The sequence below is a fragment of the Sinorhizobium sp. B11 genome, assembly GCA_039725955.1.
Classification (GTDB): Bacteria; Pseudomonadota; Alphaproteobacteria; order Rhizobiales; family Rhizobiaceae; genus Rhizobium.
Window position 1 is genome coordinate 3808632 of sequence record CP091034.1, and the last position, 17471, is coordinate 3826102.

Here is a 17471-nt window from a genome sequence, read left to right on the forward strand (position 1 = left end):
GACACGATCAGGCCCGCTTGCGCTGCAGATGCATGTCGGTGCCGTGCTGCTGATATCCTTCGCCAAGCGTAAAGTTGCCGAGCTGGCGGTCCATCTCCACGGCCTCGGTAGCCAGGCGATGGATAGCAGCCGTTGTCTCCTCGACCATCGCCGCATTCTGCTGGGTCATGGAATCGAGCTCGGCGACCGAACTGTTGATCTGCCGTAGGGTATCGGCCTCTTCACGAGTGGATTCCATGATTTCGTTGATCTGGCCGTCGATCGATTCGACATGACCACCGATGCCCGCGAGCGCAACGCCGGCCCTCTCGACGAGCGCCACACCGCTTTCAACCTCATGCGTGGATTTTTGCAACAGGCTGGAGATTTCCTTGGCAGCGCTCGAAGAGCGTTGCGCCAACTCGCGTACTTCCATGGCGACGACCGCAAAACCCTTGCCGCTTTCGCCGGCGCGCGCCGCCTCGACGCCGGCATTCAGTGCCAGCAGATTGGTCTGGAAGGCAATATCGTCGATGACGGAAATGATGGTGTTGATCTGCCGAGACGACGCCTGGATCGCTTCCATCGCCGCAATCGTCTCGCGCATGATCTGGCTGGAGCCGACCGTCTCCTTCTTGGCGTCGCGGGCGATGCGCGCCGCCTGCTCGGCGCGCTCGATCTGCACGCGCACAGACTGTGTGATGGCGCTGATCGCGTTTGCCGTCTCGGTGATCGAGCTTGCCTGACGCTCCGTGCGACCGGCCAGTTCATCGGCCCCGGTGCGCATCTCTTCGGAGCCGGCACGGACGGCCATGGAATTGCCGCCGATCGCCGTCATCGTTTCGTTGAGTGTCGCTAGCGCCTCGTTGAAGTTCACGCGCAGGCTTTCGAGCTCGCTCGGGAAGCGGGTTTCGATCTGGTAGGCGAGATCGCCGCTTGCCAGATGATGAAGCCCCTCGTCGAGTGCCGTGACGACACCCTGCAGACTGCGGGCCTCCGCCTCGCGCTGGGCCAGATTCTGTTGGCGCTCGCTTTCGGCCCGCATGCGCGTTTGCTCGCTCGCAGCTTCGAGCTGGCGGCCTTCGATCAGCGACTGCTTGAAACGAGCAAGCGCCTTCGCCATCGTGCCGATCTCGTCCTTGCGGCTCTGGCTGCCAATCTCGACTTCGAGCTTGCCGTCAGCGACCTCGCTGGTCACGCCGGCAAGACGGGCAAGTGGTGAGAACAGCAAGTTGGTGATGAGCCCCGTGGCAATAGCCATGACAACGAGAACGCCGATGCCGATCCAGGTCAGCAGCGTGGCGATCTCGATCGAGCCAGCGTTCAATTCGCTGAGCAGCACGCTTTCGACGACGAGGAAACGATCGCCGCGATAGTCGACGCCGCGCACATAGGCGCGTGCTGTTCCATCGGTGCGATCGAAGTCTGCGACTGTCATAACCGAGCTCGCAAGCGCATCCTTGATGAAGGTGAACGGCGCGGTATCGAGCGTCGCTAGCCGGCCGGATGCATTGAGACCAACGGCCGAACCGTCAGCCGAAATGATCGCCGCCTGCGCCGTACTGCCTGACACGATACCCTTCGCGAGGATGCCAGTGACGACATCGTCGCGTACCTTGAAGAGCATCAATCCCTTCGCCTGGCCGAGCTTGACGATCGGCACCGCATAGAAGATCGCCGACTTGCCGCTTACTGCGTCGACGCGCAGACCGGAGAAGGCCGTCGGCGCAGAATCATCGGTGGCCTTTGCGGTATTCTCGATCGCCCTGGCATAGGCGATACCTGCACCGGTCGACTTCCAGGCATCCGACTTCAGGTTTTCCGCAAAATCGTCATTCTTCTTGTAGGAATAGAGCACAGTACCATCGAGATCGACGATCAGGAGGTCGCTGAACGCCGTGTCGGCGAGATCGCGCGCCACTTCGCTCTGCGTCTTTTCATGGTTCGAATAATAGAAACCGCTCGGCCCCTCCGGCTTGGTAAGCTTTTCGCGCTGGTCGGCCGGGTTCGGGTTGTTGGTGATAAAGACTTTCTTCAGCTCCCCGCGGGCATCGCCCGAGCTTTTCTCGATCGTCTTCCAGCCGCTCTTCAGGCTAGTGATCGCCATCTGCAGCGCTTCGATGCGCGCAATGGAGGTCGCCTGGTTCTCGAGCTGCACAAGCTGATCCTGCAGCATATCGCCGCGGAAAATCAGTACGCTCTCCTTGGCCTTCAGCGCCTGCTCGTCGGAAACGCGGCTGCTGGCGAAATAGGCGAGGATATTGATCACAGCGACCGAAAGCGTGGTCAGCAGGATGAAGGTGGCTATCACCTTGAAGGACAGGGACTGAAATCTCTGAGCCATGAAAAAGAACCCTTCCGGAACGGCGCCGCCGGCGGGTGTATCGTCGAGATATCACCCGCCGGTTGAACTGCAAACAGACCATCGGAGGCCTTAAGCTTTGCAAAAGTCGGCCCCTCTCACATTTGATGGATCAGAATTCGTGCATCCGGTTTAATTCGCGGTAAATGCCGCCTGAAAACACGCCATGTTTTCGCTTTGTTCACATATCGATGGCACTTATTCAGCCGTCGCTATAGGGTGAGCCATGCAAAACACGATTCGCATCATCGGTATTGATCCCGGTCTTCGCCGCACCGGATGGGGCATCATCGATACGCTCGGCAATTCGCTGCGCTTCGTTGCCTCGGGAACCGTCACCTCGGATGGCGACATGGACCTGGCTTCGCGGCTCTGCCAGCTGCATGATGGGCTTGCCGACGTTGTCCATTCCTACAAGCCGGAAGAGGCTGCCGTCGAACAGACCTTCGTCAACAAGGACGCCGTCGCCACGCTGAAGCTCGGCCAGGCACGTGGCATCGCCATGCTGGTGCCGGCCCGTGCCGGTCTGCCGGTGTCGGAATATGCGCCGAACGCCGTCAAGAAGACCGTCATCGGCGTCGGTCACGGCGAGAAGCAGCAGATCCACATGATGCTGAAGATCTTGATGCCGAAGGCCGAATTCAAGGGCAATGACGCCGCCGACGCATTGGCGATTGCGATCTGCCATGCCCATCACCGCGGTGCAAACCGCATGCGCCAGGCGGTCGCCAGCGCTTCTGCAACTCATCCCTGACGGAACAAGATCATGATCGGCAAGCTGAAGGGCACCATAGACGAGATCGGCGATGACTATGTGCTCGTCGATGTGCACGGCGTCTGTTACGTCGCCTTTTGCTCGGCACGCACGCTCTCGAAACTCGGCTCCGTCGGAGAGGCCTGCGTGCTTTTTATCGAGACCTATGTACGTGAAGATCAGTTGAAGCTCTTCGGCTTCCAGACCCAGCTCGAACGCGAATGGTTCAACCTGCTCCAGAGCGTGCAGGGCGTCGGCGCGAAAGTGGCGCTCGCCGTACTTTCGACGCTCACGCCGCCAGAGCTTGCCAATGCCATAGCCCTGCAGGACAAGACCGCCGTTTCGCGTGCTCAGGGCGTCGGACCCAAGGTCGCGATCCGCATCGTCACCGAACTCAAGAACAAGGCGCCCGCCTTTGCCGGCGAGGCGATCAATATCGGTCTCAAGCAGGAGATCGGCGAAGGCGTGGCCGCAGCCCCCGTTGCCGATGCCGTTTCGGCCCTGACCAATCTTGGCTATTCCCGTGATCAGGCAGCCAATGCGGTTGCCGCCGCCATGAAGACGGCCGGAGAGGATGCCGATAGCGCCAAGCTGATCCGCCTCGGCCTGCGGGAACTCTCCCGCTGATGGCCTCGCGGGGTGTCAATGCGGGCCGCTTGGTGTATGGACTTGAGCAAGCTTCTAACGGAAATACTCAATGACTGATGCCCGCCTGATAGCGCCGGAAAAGCGTGGCGAAGACCTGGATACAACGCTGCGTCCGCAGTCTCTGGACGAGTTTACCGGCCAGGCGGAGGCACGCGCCAATCTCAAGATCTTCATCGAAGCGGCCAAAAACCGCGGCGAAGCGCTGGACCATGTTCTCTTCGTCGGCCCGCCCGGCCTCGGCAAGACGACACTGGCGCAGATCATGGCGAAGGAACTCGGCGTCAATTTCCGCTCGACCTCCGGCCCGGTTATCGCCAAGGCCGGCGACCTCGCCGCATTGCTGACCAATCTCGAAGAGCGTGACGTGCTCTTCATCGACGAAATCCATCGCCTCAACCCCGCGGTCGAGGAAATCCTTTATCCCGCGATGGAAGATTTCCAGCTCGACCTCATCATCGGCGAAGGCCCCGCCGCCCGCTCGGTCAAGATCGACCTGTCGAAATTCACGCTCGTTGCCGCCACCACTCGCCTTGGTCTGCTGACGACACCGCTGCGCGACCGTTTCGGCATACCTGTGCGTCTCTCCTTCTATACGGTGGAGGAGCTGGAACTGATTGTCCGCCGCGGCGCCCGTCTGATGGGCCTTGGCATGACCGATGACGGCGCCCGCGAAATCGCAAGGCGTGCGCGCGGGACACCGCGCATCGCCGGCCGCCTGCTCCGCCGCGTGCGCGACTTTGCCGAAGTCGCAGGGGCCGAAGCTGTCACCCGCGAGATCGCCGATGAGGCACTGACCCGCCTGCTGGTCGACAATATGGGTCTCGACCAGCTCGACAAGCGCTACCTCAACATGATCGCCGTCAATTTCGGCGGCGGCCCGGTCGGCATCGAAACCATTGCGGCCGGTCTCTCCGAGCCGCGTGATGCGATCGAGGACATCATCGAGCCCTACATGATCCAACAGGGTTTCATACAGCGCACGCCGCGTGGCCGCGTTCTGACCGCAATCGCGTGGAAACATCTCGGCATGCAGCCGCCAAAGGACATGGAGGCTGCGCAATTCGGGCTGTTCCGGGAGGACGATTGATTGATCAGCCGGCGCGGCTTTCTCAAACTGATGGGTGGCGGCGTCGCCAGCCTCATGGCACTCGGCGGATATGCATTCGCCTATGAACCGCTGGCCCGGCCGGCGATTTCCCGTTATACGCTTACCCCGCCAGGATGGACGCCGGGCCTAAAGCTGCGGCTCGTCGCGCTTGCCGATCTCCATGCCTGCGAACCCTGGATGTCTGCCGCCCGCATCGCGTCGATTTGCGCCCATGCTAACGAGCTTGGCGGCGATATCACGCTCCTGCTCGGTGACTACGCGGCTGGCATGAACATGGTGACGCGCTACGTCCATTCCAGTGAGTGGTCGAAGGCGCTGGCTACGCTCAAGGCCCCGCTCGGCGTGCATGCGATCATGGGCAACCACGATTGGTGGGAAGACAGGACCGCGCAGAAGAATGGCGGAGGCGATACGTTCGGACATAGAGCACTGGCCGACGCAGGCATCCCCGTCTACAGCAATCGTGCCGCCAGGCTGGAAAAGGAAGGGCACGCCTTCTGGCTGGCGGGTCTGGAGGATCAACTGGCGCTCCTGCCTGGCAGGAAATGGGGCCGCAGCCGGATGCAGGGGCTCGACGATCTCGACGGAACGCTCGCACAGATTTCCGACAACGCGCCCGTTATCCTGCTGGCCCACGAGCCCGACATATTTCCACGTGTGCCCGACCGGGTATCGCTCACTCTGTCTGGCCACACGCATGGAGGGCAGATCCGTCTTCTTGGTTATTCACCGGTCGTGCCCTCACGTTACGGCGATCGTTATGCCTATGGCCATATTGTGGAGGATGGTCGAAACATCATCGTTTCCGGCGGGCTCGGCTGCTCCGTTGCGCCGGTGCGCTTCGGCATTCCGCCGGAGATAGTGGTCATTGACCTCGGATAATATCATGGCCAAGAGAACTGTCGTTCGCCTCAATGCAGGCAGCCAGCGCTTCAACTACCGGATCGCTGGGCTCGGATTTCGCGATGGACACGTCCTTGTCCATCGCGCCGTTCACGAACCTTTCTGGACCTTTCCCGGCGGCCGCGCCGAGATCGGAGAAACCTCTGAGGAAACGCTGAAGCGGGAGATGATGGAGGAACTCGGCGTCGAAGTGACCGTCGGTCGTCTCCTCTGGACCGTCGAGAATTTCTTCCATTACGAGGGCCGTGACTGGCATGAGCTCGGATTCTACTATCTCATGGAAATCCCGCGGGAATTTCCCTTCCGTACGCATGAGATTATTCATCGGGTGGAGGATGGCGACAATCATCTGGAATTCAAATGGGTGCCCGCAACGTTCCAAGGTCTGACCGCGCTCGATATTCCGCCCTATTTCATCGCGGGCGAGATCGAAAACCTGCCCGCCTCGCCTCGTCATCTGGTGTGGCGCGACGGCGATCTCGATGACAAGGATTAGAGCACTTCGTGTTTTCGGAAAACCGGAAGCGCTTCAAGGAGGAGATGCGATGTCGAGTTTCGACCCCTGCCGCATGTTTCGAAAGCTCGCCTACAACAATGCCCTGGCAAACAGCCGGCTTCTTGCAGCCTGCGCGACCCTTGAACCCGGCGAATTCGAAGCCACGCGCACAAGCTTTTTCCCGTCGATCAAATCGACGCTGAACCACACGCTCACAGTCGACTGGTTCTATGTCGATGGGCTGGAAGGGGGAACCCTCGGCCTTCGCGCCTTCGACATTGAAGAACCCTTCGATGACCTGCCATCGCTCTCCACAGAGCAGGCGAAGGTAGACCGGCGCCTTGTTGCAATCTGCGAAGGGCTGACACCCGAGAGGCTTGCCTCGACGGTGGAGCTTCAGCGCGACGGACGCGTTCAGCGAGAACGCATGGAGGATGTGCTGAGCCACCTCTTTCAACATCAGACGCACCATCGCGGACAGGTACATGCCATGCTGGCAGGCAGCAGCGTCGCTCCGCCGCAGCTCGACGAATTCATCGTCGACGACGACGCGAGGTTCCGGGGCGGCGAAGTTGCCGCCCTCGGCTGGAGTGAACAGATGCTGATGCGTTAGCCCTTGAGGCGCGCCTTCAGGCCATCGATGATCGTCTTGGTCAGAAGATCGTAATTTTCGTCAAAGTGATGATCGCCAGGCAGCTCGATCACCTCGCCGCCGACATCCTTGACAGCCGGGCAGGCCACATCATCGTCGTCATCCTTGCCGTAGATGCATTGGACGAGTTTCGGATTGGCGCCCTTGAGATCCTTGATGGGATCGCCGCCGGCCCCTTCGGTCTTCTGGCCGAGCCAGCCCATGACGGAAATGACGTAATCGACCTGGTGCGACAGAGACAGAAGCGAAATCTGCGCTACCGCCCTCTTCTCCTCGGGTTTCAGAAGCTGATAAGTGGCTGGCACGATATCCGCGCCGAAGGAATAGCCGATCAGCAGGACGTGCTTGACCTTCCATTGCTTGCGGTAGAATTCGATGATGCGCGAGAGATCGTCGGCCGTTTCCTGCGGTTTACGCTCGGTCCAGAAATAGCGCAGCGAGTCGATGCCGACGACGGGAATACCCTCTTTCTGAAGCATCCCCCCGACTTCCTTGTCGATGTCACGCCAACCGCCGTCGCCGGAATAGATAACGGCCATCGTATCAAGGTTCGGCTTGGCCTCGAGAACCGCAAGCGGCAGGCCGAGCGGATTGTCGAAGGCACCCGAAGCCGTCACCAGATCATCGAGCGTATCGGCAAAGACGGTTTGTGCATCGTCAGTGGAGTCACGGATTTCGATCGCATCATGCGCCTTTTTCAGATCCTCCACATGAGCACGGCCATCCTTGTCGGCAGCAGGCGTGAACGTGGCGATGATCGGATCCGGCAGGCTACCATCGGTCAGTCCATAGACGCTGCGGTCACCGACGACCTTTTTCTGGGCCGGTGTGCAGAGTTCCTTGCTCAACGGAATGCCGGCATGCGGGTCGACGACAAATGTCTGGCCGATCGTTGCATCGGGCGTCTGTGCGGCAATGGCGAGCGCCAGCGCACCGCCCTCGCCAATGCCGGCGACGATCGGCAGGTGATAGGGGCTGTTGCCTGCGGCGCGTTGTACCTGCTGGCTAAGCGATTCAATATCGGAAACCGTGTAGATGCAGCCGTCGTTAAGGCTGACGTCGTAGCGGTTCAGCGCTTCCATATAGGACGGGAAATCGACGCCGATGACGACGGAACCCTGCGAAACCAAACGGTCTGCCTCAGTCTTTTCACTGTCACCCCAGCCGGCGGCATCGGAAATCAGAAAGACCGCGCCCTTTACTTCGCCCTGCGGCAGGAAGATATGCGGCGAAGGAATAAGCCCCGTCTCGAAGCTCTGGGTGGTCTCGTCCGCAGCATAAGACGGTGCGGCCGCGAACATGCTGACGCACGCCGCAGCAAACAGGTATTTTTTCATCATTTTCTCACTACCCCTTTCAATCCGCCGCCAATCAGCAATGTCGCATCCATCAATGCGATCATCGGATTGCCCCCTCCGGACACCGCAAGATAGCGCGGTTGCCAGTGCGGATGAAACTTGGATTTGAAGGCACGAAGCCCCTTGAAGTTGTAGAAGCGCTCGCCGTGTTCGAAGACCGTACCGCCGATACGGTCCCAGACAGGCGCTACCTCCCGTTTCGACATGCCGGAGAGAGGCGCCATGCCAAGGTTAAAATGCGTAAAGCCCTGAGCGCGCAGATACTCCATGATCTGCACGAACAGGAAGTCCATTGCCCCTTTCGGCGCATCGGGCGAGAAGCGCATCAGGTCGATCGTCCCCTCCTCTCTCGCCGTGGTGACCAGGATATTGGCAAAAGCAACGATTCGGCCGTCCTTCTTGAGAACTCCGACCGGTTGAGACATCACATAATCAGGATCGAAGGCACCGAGCGAGAAACCTTTCTCCTTGGCATTGTGGTGCTCGAGCCACGCGTTGGAAACGGCCGACAGATCGTCGATGACGGCAGGGATATCAACGGGCTCAATAACGGCGAATTCCAGCCCGTCGCGCTGGGCGCGGCTTGCGGTCTGGCGCAGGTTCGCCCATTTGCCGCCCTTCATTTCGAAGGTGCGCAGATCAGCGACCGCCAGTTCACCCAGCTTGAAGGCGCGCAAGCCGGCATCGGCGCAATGCGAAAGCAGCGCCGGCGAGATCTGGTAGAACACAGCGCGGCATCCCGCAGCGCGCGCCGCTTCCACGAAACGCCAGACCAGTTCCGGCACGGCATGACGGTCACCGATCGGATCAAACAGTGCGATCCATGAACGCCCCTGCCGGCCATACATGATGAAGGCGTCGCCCTTTTCCGAGAACATGATGGACTTGTCGCCCATGCGCACGAGGTTGGCATCCGCACTATCCTGCTTCCCGACGATCTCGACGGCTCGGCGAACCGCTTCCTCGTCCGCCGGCTCCGGTTTGAAGGCCGCAGGCCGCAACAGGCTGAAAACGGCAATGGCAGAGGAAATGATGGAGATGCCGAGCACCGCACGCAGGCCGCGCGGCGCTTCTGCGGCAAATTCAAACTGCCACCAGAGCTCGTTGCTGTATTCCACATCGCGATAGACGAAGAGCAGGATGACGACAGCTCCGACAATGATCACGGCAATCGCCGTCAGCCAGGATGTCGTCATCGCCTGGTTGAGAAGCGAAGCATGACGGGTGAAAAGCCGGCGACTAACAAAGAGGCCGAAAACCAGAAAGGCCAGGACAGCCGCTTCGACAAGCGCAATCGCTTTCAGCAGCGAAAGCGTCAGGGCAGCAACGGCGGAAAATACCGCCACCCACCACGCACCATCGAGCCGCTGACCAAGGCCGCGGGCCGCAACGACAAGCGCAAGCCCGAGCAGGCTGGAGAGGAAATGCGCACCTTCGACAATTGGCAGCGGCAGATAGTTGGAGAGAAATTCGAGGTTTTGATCGGGCGTCGGCGTCACGCTCGAAAAGATCAGCATGACGCCCAGAAGCAGCGCCAGTGCCGAAAGAAGCTGCGGCATCAGCCGCCCGCCGATACGCCGCACGCTGGAGGCCGCAGGATGATCCACGAAGCGGCGAAGCTCGGCCGCCGACACCGCAAGGATGGCAATCAGCAGCGGCAAGACGTGATAGATCAGGCGATAAAGAACCAGTGAGCCGAGAACGGCATCGATGTTCACCGCGCTGCCGAGTGAGGCGATGATGACAGTTTCAAAAACGCCAAGACCCGCCGGCACGTGGCTCAGCACGCCAAGCCCGACGGCAATCGCGTAGACCGCCAGAAACACCGGCCAACCGATCGCCGTTTGAGGCAGGAGCACGTAGAGCACCGAGGCGGAAGCCGCGATATCGAATGCGGTTACCAGGAACTGGCGCGACCAGGTGCGCGAATCCGGCAGGCGAAGCGCGATCGAACCGATTTCGATCACCCTGCCCTCGCGACCGACAATCATGAGAGAGCCGAGGATCGCCAGGATGACCGCCGCGACGATCCGAAGCCACAGGCCGCTGACATTGATCAGCGGCGCGATCTCATCGGCAATAACGAGAAGCGCGATTGCAGCCACAGCCGCAAGGCCCAGGCCGAAAGACAACGTCACGAAAGCAATGATCCGGCCGATATCCTCAGGCGAAATCCCAAGCCTCGTATAGGCACGGTAACGGATCGCCCCGCCTGACAATGCACCGAAACCGGCAGTATTGCCGACCGCATAGGCGCTGAAGGCGGTGAGCGCGACATGCGGAAAAGGCAGCCGCTTGCCGATATAGTCGATGGCGTTGAGATCGTAGAAAACGAGTGCCAGAAAGCTCAGGGCCGTGAAGAGCAAGGCGAGCAGGATCGAGCTCGGCCGGGTTGCCGCGAGGGCCTCGACGACGTCGTCATAGCGCACCTCATCGGTCAACTGCATGATCGCGTAGCCGACAAGGCAAAAAATGAGGAGCGTGGCAAGAGCCGTCAGAGGCGTGCGATAGCGCCGGAAAACTGCGCCGACGGAAAAACCCTCTTCCGTCTCTGAATTCTCTTCCAACTTGCCGTGACCCGACATTTATTACCTGCTGCAATTGCCAATTTGGCGGGAATCTCTTCTGAGAGACGTAACATACGCAACATGCAAGCTCTATGAACCATGTTGCGGCTACCCACACCCGCGCACTTGCCGCCTCCTTCATCCCCAATTGGGGCAAATTTGCGCAGCGCACAGGCGTGATCGCATTGCAATTTCGTAAGCTCTGCCTTGCATTGGAAGATCAGGCCGCCGGTTCGCCCCCGGCATGGGCTTGTGCCGCGTAACGCGCCGCAGCGACACTCGCATCAATGTCACGCTCGCCGGCGACCTGCACCGTCGGAACGGCGAATTCGATGCCGTTTTCCTTGAAGGCGTTGCGGATCATCGCCAGCGCATTGCGGCGGATGACGAACTGCTCGCCTGGCTTTGTCATCATCGAGAGCCGGATCTCGATTGCGAATTCGCCAAACTGTTCGACACCCTTCATCTTCAGAGTCTCGATGATATTCGGACCCCATTCCGGGTTATCGAGAAGTTGCTGGCCGATCTGCTTGATGATCTTCTTCGTCTTCACGAGGTCCGTATCATAAGTGACATTCAGGCTGATCTTGTCGATCGTCCAGTCGCGGTTGAGGTTTTTGACGGCCCCGAGTTCGCCGAAAGGCACCGTGGTCAGCGGCCCGCGGTGATGGCGGAGTTTGACGGAACGCAAGCTGAAGGCCTCGACCACGCCCTTGTGGCTGCCGCTTTCGATATATTCACCGACACGAAAAGCATCGTCCCACAGATAGAACATGCCGCTGATGACATCCTTGACGATCGTCTGCGCGCCGAAACCAACCGCAACGCCAACAACACCGGCACCAGCAATCAATGGCCCGATCTCAATGCCGAGACCTGAGAGCACCATGAGAACGGCGATCACGACGATGACGACGGCGAGGATGTTACGGAAGATCGGCAGGAGCGTCTGCAGACGGGCACGCTTGACTTTTTCCTCATCGCTGACCGTACCGTCAGCGGGTGAATCCAGAAGCTTGCCGTCGATATAGGCCTTGACCAGATGCCAGAGCAGATCGGCCGCAAGCAGGATGACAATGCCGCCGATCGTGCCGCGCGCCACCCGGTCGATCATCGTCTCGTTTGACGTCATCATCGCAGCGGTTTCGACGCCGAGCATGCGTCCGAGCCAGATCGCGGCAAAGGCGATGATCAGAGCCCTTACACCGCGATCGAGCAAAACGGTCGCGATATGGCGCTTGGCAAGGAAGCCGGCTTCGGCCTGGTGGAAGGATTTGACTGCGAGCGTCGAGACGGCAAGTACCCGTGGCAACAGTATGAGATAGATGCAGACCCAGAGAAGCCAATCGAAGCTCAGGACCCAGATGCCCCAGAGCAGGGCGAAATAGAGGGTCAACAACCAGGTAGCTGCATGACTGCGCCGCGTTTCATTGCCCGGTCGCGACCAGACCGCTTCCGTAGCGATCAGGAATAGGCCGATACCAAGCACATAGCCGACCAGATAGCGTGTAGCCATCGAATAGCCGAGCGGTTCCATCGATTGGAGAACGGCCCAGCCGAAGACGAAATAGATGACGAACAGAATGCAGCGACGAAACCAGAATCGTGCGACGGCCGGATCAACCGCAACCGTCTCTCCCTCGCCGCGCGGCAGGGTGACAAGATCGACGATGACACCGCCGATGGAAACAGCGAAGCGCTGCACGACGACAGCGACCGCAATGGCAATCGCGATATTCAGGCTGATCGGCGGCCAGTTGAAGCTAATCAACGCAAGCCCGGTGGCAAGGCCGAAGACAATGGCCGGAATGACGCGCGCAGCAAGCCGCGTGCCCGTCATTTGCGCCGCCCGCTCCCGCCTTTCGCGCACGGCCCGTCGCACCAGGATTTCGACGACAAAACCGGTGATGAGGATAGCCAGAAATTGTGCGGCCATACGCAGCGAACCCGCGGCTCCCAACTCGCCCCAGAAGAGCGATGAGGCCCGCGTGATTTCGGATGGCAATGTCATCGCAGCACCCGAGACCATGGCGATATGCCGGCGGGCGTGCTGGAGGCGGCCCGACAATATCGACATTTCCTCGTTGTTGTCGGTCGAGGCTGCAGGCGCCGCCATTTGCGTCGCCATCCATTGCTTGACCTCCGGCGTCTGCATCAGCTCCATCATCTGCCGCACCTGGGCAGGCGGCGCGACGTCGGTGGAAGCTGCCGGCGTCGTTTGTGCGGAAACGGCGCCGAAAAGAGAAAACAGCATCATGATGCTGCAGATGCCGATCGCAGAAATTCGCCGCATGCCCGCCTCCGATGTTACAGGTCAGGCTTTTATGCAAGTGCCACAACGGAAAAGCCAGACGAACAAACGGTCTAGCTGAATACCGGCAAAAAGAAAGCCGCCTGCCTTTCGGCCGGCGGCTGACGTGAGAGAAATGCGCTTGCTTTACTTATGTGGTTTCTCGGCATGACCGCCGAAGCCGGCACGCATGGCCGAAAGCACCTTGTTGGCGAATTCGTCCTGGTCGCGCGAGGAGAAGCGGCCGTGAAGCGCAGCGCTGAGTACCGGCGTCGGCACGCTTTCATCGATCGCCGCCATGATCGTCCAGCGGCCCTCACCGGAGTCCGAAACGCGGCCGGCATATTGAGTAAGGACCGGGTCCTTGTGCAGCGCATCGGCCGTCAGATCGAGCAGCCACGAGGTGATGACACTGCCGCGGCGCCAGACTTCCGCAACTTCCGGCAGATTGAAATCGTACTGGTAGAATTCCGGATGGGAGAGCGGAGCCGTCTCGGCATCGGCCTCATGCGTCAGGGCGCCGACGTTGGCGTGTTTCAGGATGTTGAGGCCTTCGGCATAAGCGGCCATCAGACCGTATTCGATGCCGTTATGGACCATCTTGACGAAGTGGCCTGCGCCATGCGGGCCGCAATGAAGGAAGCCCTGCTCGGCGGTGCTGAGAGCTGCAGCTTCCGGCGTGCGGTTCGGTGAGTTTTCCGCCGTGCCCGCACCTGGCGCCAACGCTGCGAAGATGGGCGTCAGATGCTGCACGATGCCCTTCTCGCCACCGATCATCAAGCAATAGCCGCGCTCGAGGCCGAACACGCCGCCGCTGGTGCCGACGTCGACATAGTGGATGCCCTTGGTGATGAGCTCGGCGCCGCGGCGGATGTCGTCATGATAGTAGGAGTTGCCGCCGTCGATCAGGATATCGCCGTCATGGAGCAGCGGAACGATCGAGGCGATAACCTTGTCGGTGATCGCAGCCGGCAGCATCAGCCAGACTGCGCGCGGACGGGCAAGCTTCGAAACGAATTCTTCGAGCGAGCCGCTGCCCTCGGCACCGAGCCCAACGAGATCGGCGACGCTTTCCGGCTTGGCGTCATAGACCACACATTCGTGGCCGCCCCGCATCAAGCGCTGGACCATGTAATTGCCCATACGGCCCAAACCTACCATGCCAAGCTGCATCTGAAATCTCCTGGGATTTAATCGATATGATTCCGGAAATTAGCACCGGCATCGTGACAGGCAAGCGAAGTCTCTGTCACAAAGGCGAGTGCGTCTGCTACACCTTGCGTGGGGCTATGCCTTCCGCACGTAGCAATCTGCCGTCTTTGGAGCGCAATTCCAACCCTCCAACAGAGATATAGCCGCCTCATCGGCGGCTACATGATCCAGCTCGGCATTAGTTTCAGCTGCATCGCCTAATTGCGGCTGGCCTCCCGTACCAGATGGACAATGCCTGTGGGGTTGAGGATCCAGCCACCGCGAAGATTGGGTGGCAGTGGCTCTATGGCATCGCAGCGCGGGACACCGGCCTTTTCCAGATACTCTGCAGCACGCTCGAAATCCGGCGTCATGAATTCCAGCCAAAGCTCGGCCTGGCTCATGGTCGCCACCCGGTCGATCCAAAGCCGGATCGGCCCAAGCTCGAAGGAAACATCGTCTCCTTCAATTTCCTTCAGCTTCACAATGTCGCGGTAGAAGGAAACGGTGGCTTCATACTGATGCGGCGGAACCTTCATCGCGACGTCGACGCCGCCGTAGATCAGATCGTTCATGACGCTCCCCCTCAACCTTCCTGCACCTTGGCCTGCTCACCCCGCATTTCGCTGAGGAACATGCCTTCGCGCAGATTGATGCCGTATTCGACAAAGGCCTTCATGCAGCAGAACATCTGCGTCCAGCCCTCGAGATTCTGGTAGGTTCCGCGCCGCCCCGGCTCATCCTCGCGCCAGCCATCCTCGGCGATGGTCACCATCGTGCCACCGTCGTCAAGCGGCTTGAAATTCATCTCTACGAGGGTCTTGTAAGCCTTCTTCTCCTCGTCCGTGGCGCCATCCCATCGCAGCACGATCTTGCTGTCGGGCACAAGCTCGACCACCTCGACCGGCACGTCTTTCCACCAGGTCACCGTCGTGCCCTCAACCAGGGGCGCGCTCGCCCCGCCCACAGTGGTGAAGTAACTCGAGAGTTTCTTTGGATTGACGACGGCATCGAAAACATCAGTCACCGGGCGGCCGATGCGGCCCGAGACGCGAATATTGAGGGACATGCGACTTCCTCCTCTTCTCCGTTGTGTCTGATCCAATTATGTTATAAAAACATAACATGTCAAGTGAATCGGACGATGACCCCATTTTCAAGGCGCTGGCGCATCGCCGCCGCCGCGATATTCTCGATCTTCTGAAGGAAGAACCGCGCACGACGGGCGCGCTTTGCGAAGCATTCCCGGAGATGGATCGCTGCACGGTCATGCAGCATCTGAAGGTGCTGGAGGAAGCCGATCTGGTGATTGCCAGGAAGGAGGGCCGAGAGCGCTGGAACCATCTGAACAGCCTGCCGATCAAACAGATTCACGACCGCTGGATCAGCGCCTATGCAGGCCATGCACTGTCGATTCTCGACCGGCTGAAGAGCGACCTCGAGGGTCCGTCGCACTAGCTTGCTGCGGCAATTAGAGGGAGAGGAACCATGCCGATATCCGGATCTGCCATCCGTCGCACGCGCCAGCTGCGCAAGATGAAGCAGGAACATCTGGCGGAATTGCTTGGTGTCAATCAGGCAACCGTCTCCCGCTGGGAGCGCGGCATCCTGCCAGTCACCGTCGCTCAGGAAACACGGCTGGAAAGCATCTTCACAAGCAAATCATCCTCCACCGATGCCGCATTGAAACGTCTCGTCGAACATTCCCGGAGCAAGGTTCATCTTATCTGCGACCGCACCCACCGGCTTCTCGCAGCCTCCAGTGTACGGCAGAGCGAATGGCGCCTGCCGGTCTCCGATCTCCTGGACAGGTCTTTGCTCTCCTATGCGTCGCAGGAAATCGTGAAGACAGAGGGCGAACTCGCCGGCCTCGGCTGGCATGAAGGCCAAATGAATTCGCTGACACTGGAGACGGGCGCAAACGATAATCCGCACCTGCCCATCGTGGCCGGGCAGCTATTGTGGGAGCGCATCTTCCTGGCTGACGGCAGCGCCGCACGATTGGTTACGACACTCGACTGAGCCTGCAGATTTCCTGCATTCCGCTGCATAAATTATGCGTTGTCCCGCGAGAGCGGCCTTTGTTAGCGTCCGTCACCAACTATCCGGAGACGCAGAATGACAATACTGGTGACGGGAAGCACAGGCCATCTGGGCGAAGCGCTGATGCGCACCTTGAGGGATCAAGGCCGTCGGGTCCGCGGTATCGATATCAAACCCTCGCCTTTTACCGATATGACCGGATCGATTACCGATCCCGATTTCATCCGCCGTGCGATGACAGGCATCACCGCCATTATCCACGCCGCCACGCTGCACAAGCCGCATGTCGGAACACACGCCAACAAGGATTTCATCGACACCAACGTCGCAGGCACGATGAACCTTCTCGAGCAGGCAGTCGCGGTAGGCGTAACAAGCTTCGTTTTCACCAGCACCACCAGTGCTTTCGGAGCGGCCCTGCGCCCGACCCCAGGCGAACCGGCCGCCTGGATCACCGAAGATGTTCTGCCCGTTGCCCGAAATATCTACGGCGTTACGAAGGTCGCAGCCGAAGGCATCTGCGAGCTCTTCGCGCGCACCATGTCACTGCCCGTCGTCGTTTTGAGGACTTCGCGATTCTTCCCGGAAGATGACGACGATCCCGATATTCGCAACCGCTACTCCGCCGACAACTCACAGGCCAACGAGTTGCTTTATCGGCGCGTCGATATCGAGGATGTGGTCGACGCCCATTTGCTGGCACTGGAAAGAGCGCCGTCCATCGGCTTCGGTCGTTATATCATTTCAGCGACGGCACCCTTCACCGAAGCCGATCTCGCCGACCTGCGCCGTGATGCGCGCGTGACGGCGGAGCGCCTTTTCCCCGACATGGCCGCACTTTACGCGGCGCGCGGATGGACGATGTTTCCGCACTTCGACCGCGTCTATGTCAATGCGCTGGCCCGACAGGAACTTGGCTGGCGCCCGAAGTACGACTTTCGACACCTGCTCGATTGCCTGCGCGACGGCAGGGAATGGAGAAGTCCGCTCGCTCTTCTCGTCGGCGCAAAGGGTTACCACGACCAGAATTTCGAGGATGGGCCTTACCCGCTACAGCGCCGCTGATACGGACCGCGAGGCAGGCCCGTATGCACAAGAAGAACCGGCGATAATTGCAGAC

16 protein-coding genes are annotated in these 17471 nt (G+C 60.0%); 9 read left to right on the forward strand and 7 right to left on the reverse strand.

Translation table 11 applies throughout. The features are described from left to right. Positions 1 to 7 precede the first annotated feature (7 nt). A complete protein-coding gene (locus LVY75_28930) occupies positions 8 to 2323 on the reverse strand; it encodes a methyl-accepting chemotaxis protein (protein XAZ22796.1) in 2316 nt (771 codons plus the stop codon). 244 nt (positions 2324 to 2567) lie between these two features. Between LVY75_28930 and ruvC the strand changes: the two genes are divergently transcribed. The 6 genes from ruvC to LVY75_28960 all read left to right on the forward strand — a co-directional run bounded on the left by ruvC (position 2568) and on the right by LVY75_28960 (position 6863). Next, entirely contained in the window at positions 2568 to 3095 is a 528-nt protein-coding gene (gene ruvC / locus LVY75_28935) for a crossover junction endodeoxyribonuclease RuvC (protein XAZ22797.1), read from the forward strand. A 12-nt stretch (positions 3096 to 3107) separates the two neighbouring features. Next, a complete protein-coding gene (gene ruvA, locus LVY75_28940) occupies positions 3108 to 3722 on the forward strand; it encodes a Holliday junction branch migration protein RuvA (protein XAZ22798.1) in 615 nt (204 codons plus the stop codon). A gap of 70 nt (positions 3723 to 3792) precedes the next feature. Beyond that, complete coding sequence (gene ruvB / locus LVY75_28945) at positions 3793 to 4830, forward strand: Holliday junction branch migration DNA helicase RuvB (protein XAZ22799.1); 1038 nt, start codon at positions 3793 to 3795, stop codon at positions 4828 to 4830. Next, positions 4831 to 5733 carry a metallophosphoesterase gene (locus LVY75_28950; protein ID XAZ22800.1) on the forward strand — a complete coding sequence of 301 codons (903 nt, stop codon included), beginning with the start codon at positions 4831 to 4833 and terminating at the stop codon, positions 5731 to 5733. 4 nt (positions 5734 to 5737) lie between these two features. Beyond that, positions 5738 to 6250, forward strand: a complete 513-nt coding sequence (locus LVY75_28955; GenBank protein XAZ22801.1) for an NUDIX hydrolase — start codon at positions 5738 to 5740, stop codon at positions 6248 to 6250. A gap of 49 nt (positions 6251 to 6299) precedes the next feature. Continuing rightward, positions 6300 to 6863 (forward strand): DinB family protein, encoded by a 564-nt coding sequence (locus LVY75_28960; GenBank protein ID XAZ22802.1) that lies wholly within the window; start codon positions 6300 to 6302, stop codon positions 6861 to 6863. On the opposite strand, the gene LVY75_28965 is transcribed toward LVY75_28960, so the two are convergent. From LVY75_28965 to LVY75_28990, 6 genes are all read right to left on the reverse strand, one after another. Further along, complete coding sequence (locus LVY75_28965; protein ID XAZ22803.1) at positions 6860 to 8242, reverse strand: virulence factor family protein; 1383 nt, start codon at positions 8240 to 8242, stop codon at positions 6860 to 6862. The genes LVY75_28960 and LVY75_28965 overlap by 4 nt on opposite strands. Then, positions 8239 to 10845 (reverse strand): bifunctional lysylphosphatidylglycerol flippase/synthetase MprF, encoded by a 2607-nt coding sequence (gene mprF, locus LVY75_28970; protein ID XAZ22804.1) that lies wholly within the window; start codon positions 10843 to 10845, stop codon positions 8239 to 8241. The genes LVY75_28965 and mprF overlap by 4 nt, the downstream gene beginning before the upstream one ends. 202 nt (positions 10846 to 11047) lie before the next feature. Then, positions 11048 to 13120, reverse strand: coding sequence for a mechanosensitive ion channel family protein (locus tag LVY75_28975; GenBank protein ID XAZ22805.1), 2073 nt, complete (start codon positions 13118 to 13120; stop codon positions 11048 to 11050). A 144-nt stretch (positions 13121 to 13264) separates the two neighbouring features. After that, positions 13265 to 14290 (reverse strand): decarboxylating 6-phosphogluconate dehydrogenase, encoded by a 1026-nt coding sequence (gnd, locus tag LVY75_28980; GenBank protein XAZ22806.1) that lies wholly within the window; start codon positions 14288 to 14290, stop codon positions 13265 to 13267. Positions 14291 to 14526: 236 nt separating this feature from the next. Then, entirely contained in the window at positions 14527 to 14883 is a 357-nt protein-coding gene (locus tag LVY75_28985) for a hypothetical protein (GenBank protein XAZ22807.1), read from the reverse strand. Positions 14884 to 14894: 11 nt separating this feature from the next. Then, complete coding sequence (locus LVY75_28990) at positions 14895 to 15377, reverse strand: SRPBCC domain-containing protein (GenBank protein ID XAZ22808.1); 483 nt, start codon at positions 15375 to 15377, stop codon at positions 14895 to 14897. Between the two features lie 56 nt (positions 15378 to 15433). Here LVY75_28990 and LVY75_28995 point away from each other — a divergent pair, with 56 nt between their 5' ends. The 3 genes from LVY75_28995 to LVY75_29005 all read left to right on the forward strand — a co-directional run bounded on the left by LVY75_28995 (position 15434) and on the right by LVY75_29005 (position 17416). After that, positions 15434 to 15766 carry a metalloregulator ArsR/SmtB family transcription factor gene (locus LVY75_28995; protein ID XAZ22809.1) on the forward strand — a complete coding sequence of 111 codons (333 nt, stop codon included), beginning with the start codon at positions 15434 to 15436 and terminating at the stop codon, positions 15764 to 15766. A gap of 30 nt (positions 15767 to 15796) precedes the next feature. After that, on the forward strand, positions 15797 to 16330 hold the full coding sequence (locus tag LVY75_29000) for a helix-turn-helix domain-containing protein (GenBank protein ID XAZ22810.1): 534 nt from the start codon (positions 15797 to 15799) through the stop codon (positions 16328 to 16330). A 96-nt stretch (positions 16331 to 16426) separates the two neighbouring features. Then, complete coding sequence (locus LVY75_29005) at positions 16427 to 17416, forward strand: NAD(P)-dependent oxidoreductase (protein ID XAZ22811.1); 990 nt, start codon at positions 16427 to 16429, stop codon at positions 17414 to 17416. Positions 17417 to 17471: the final 55 nt, after the last annotated feature.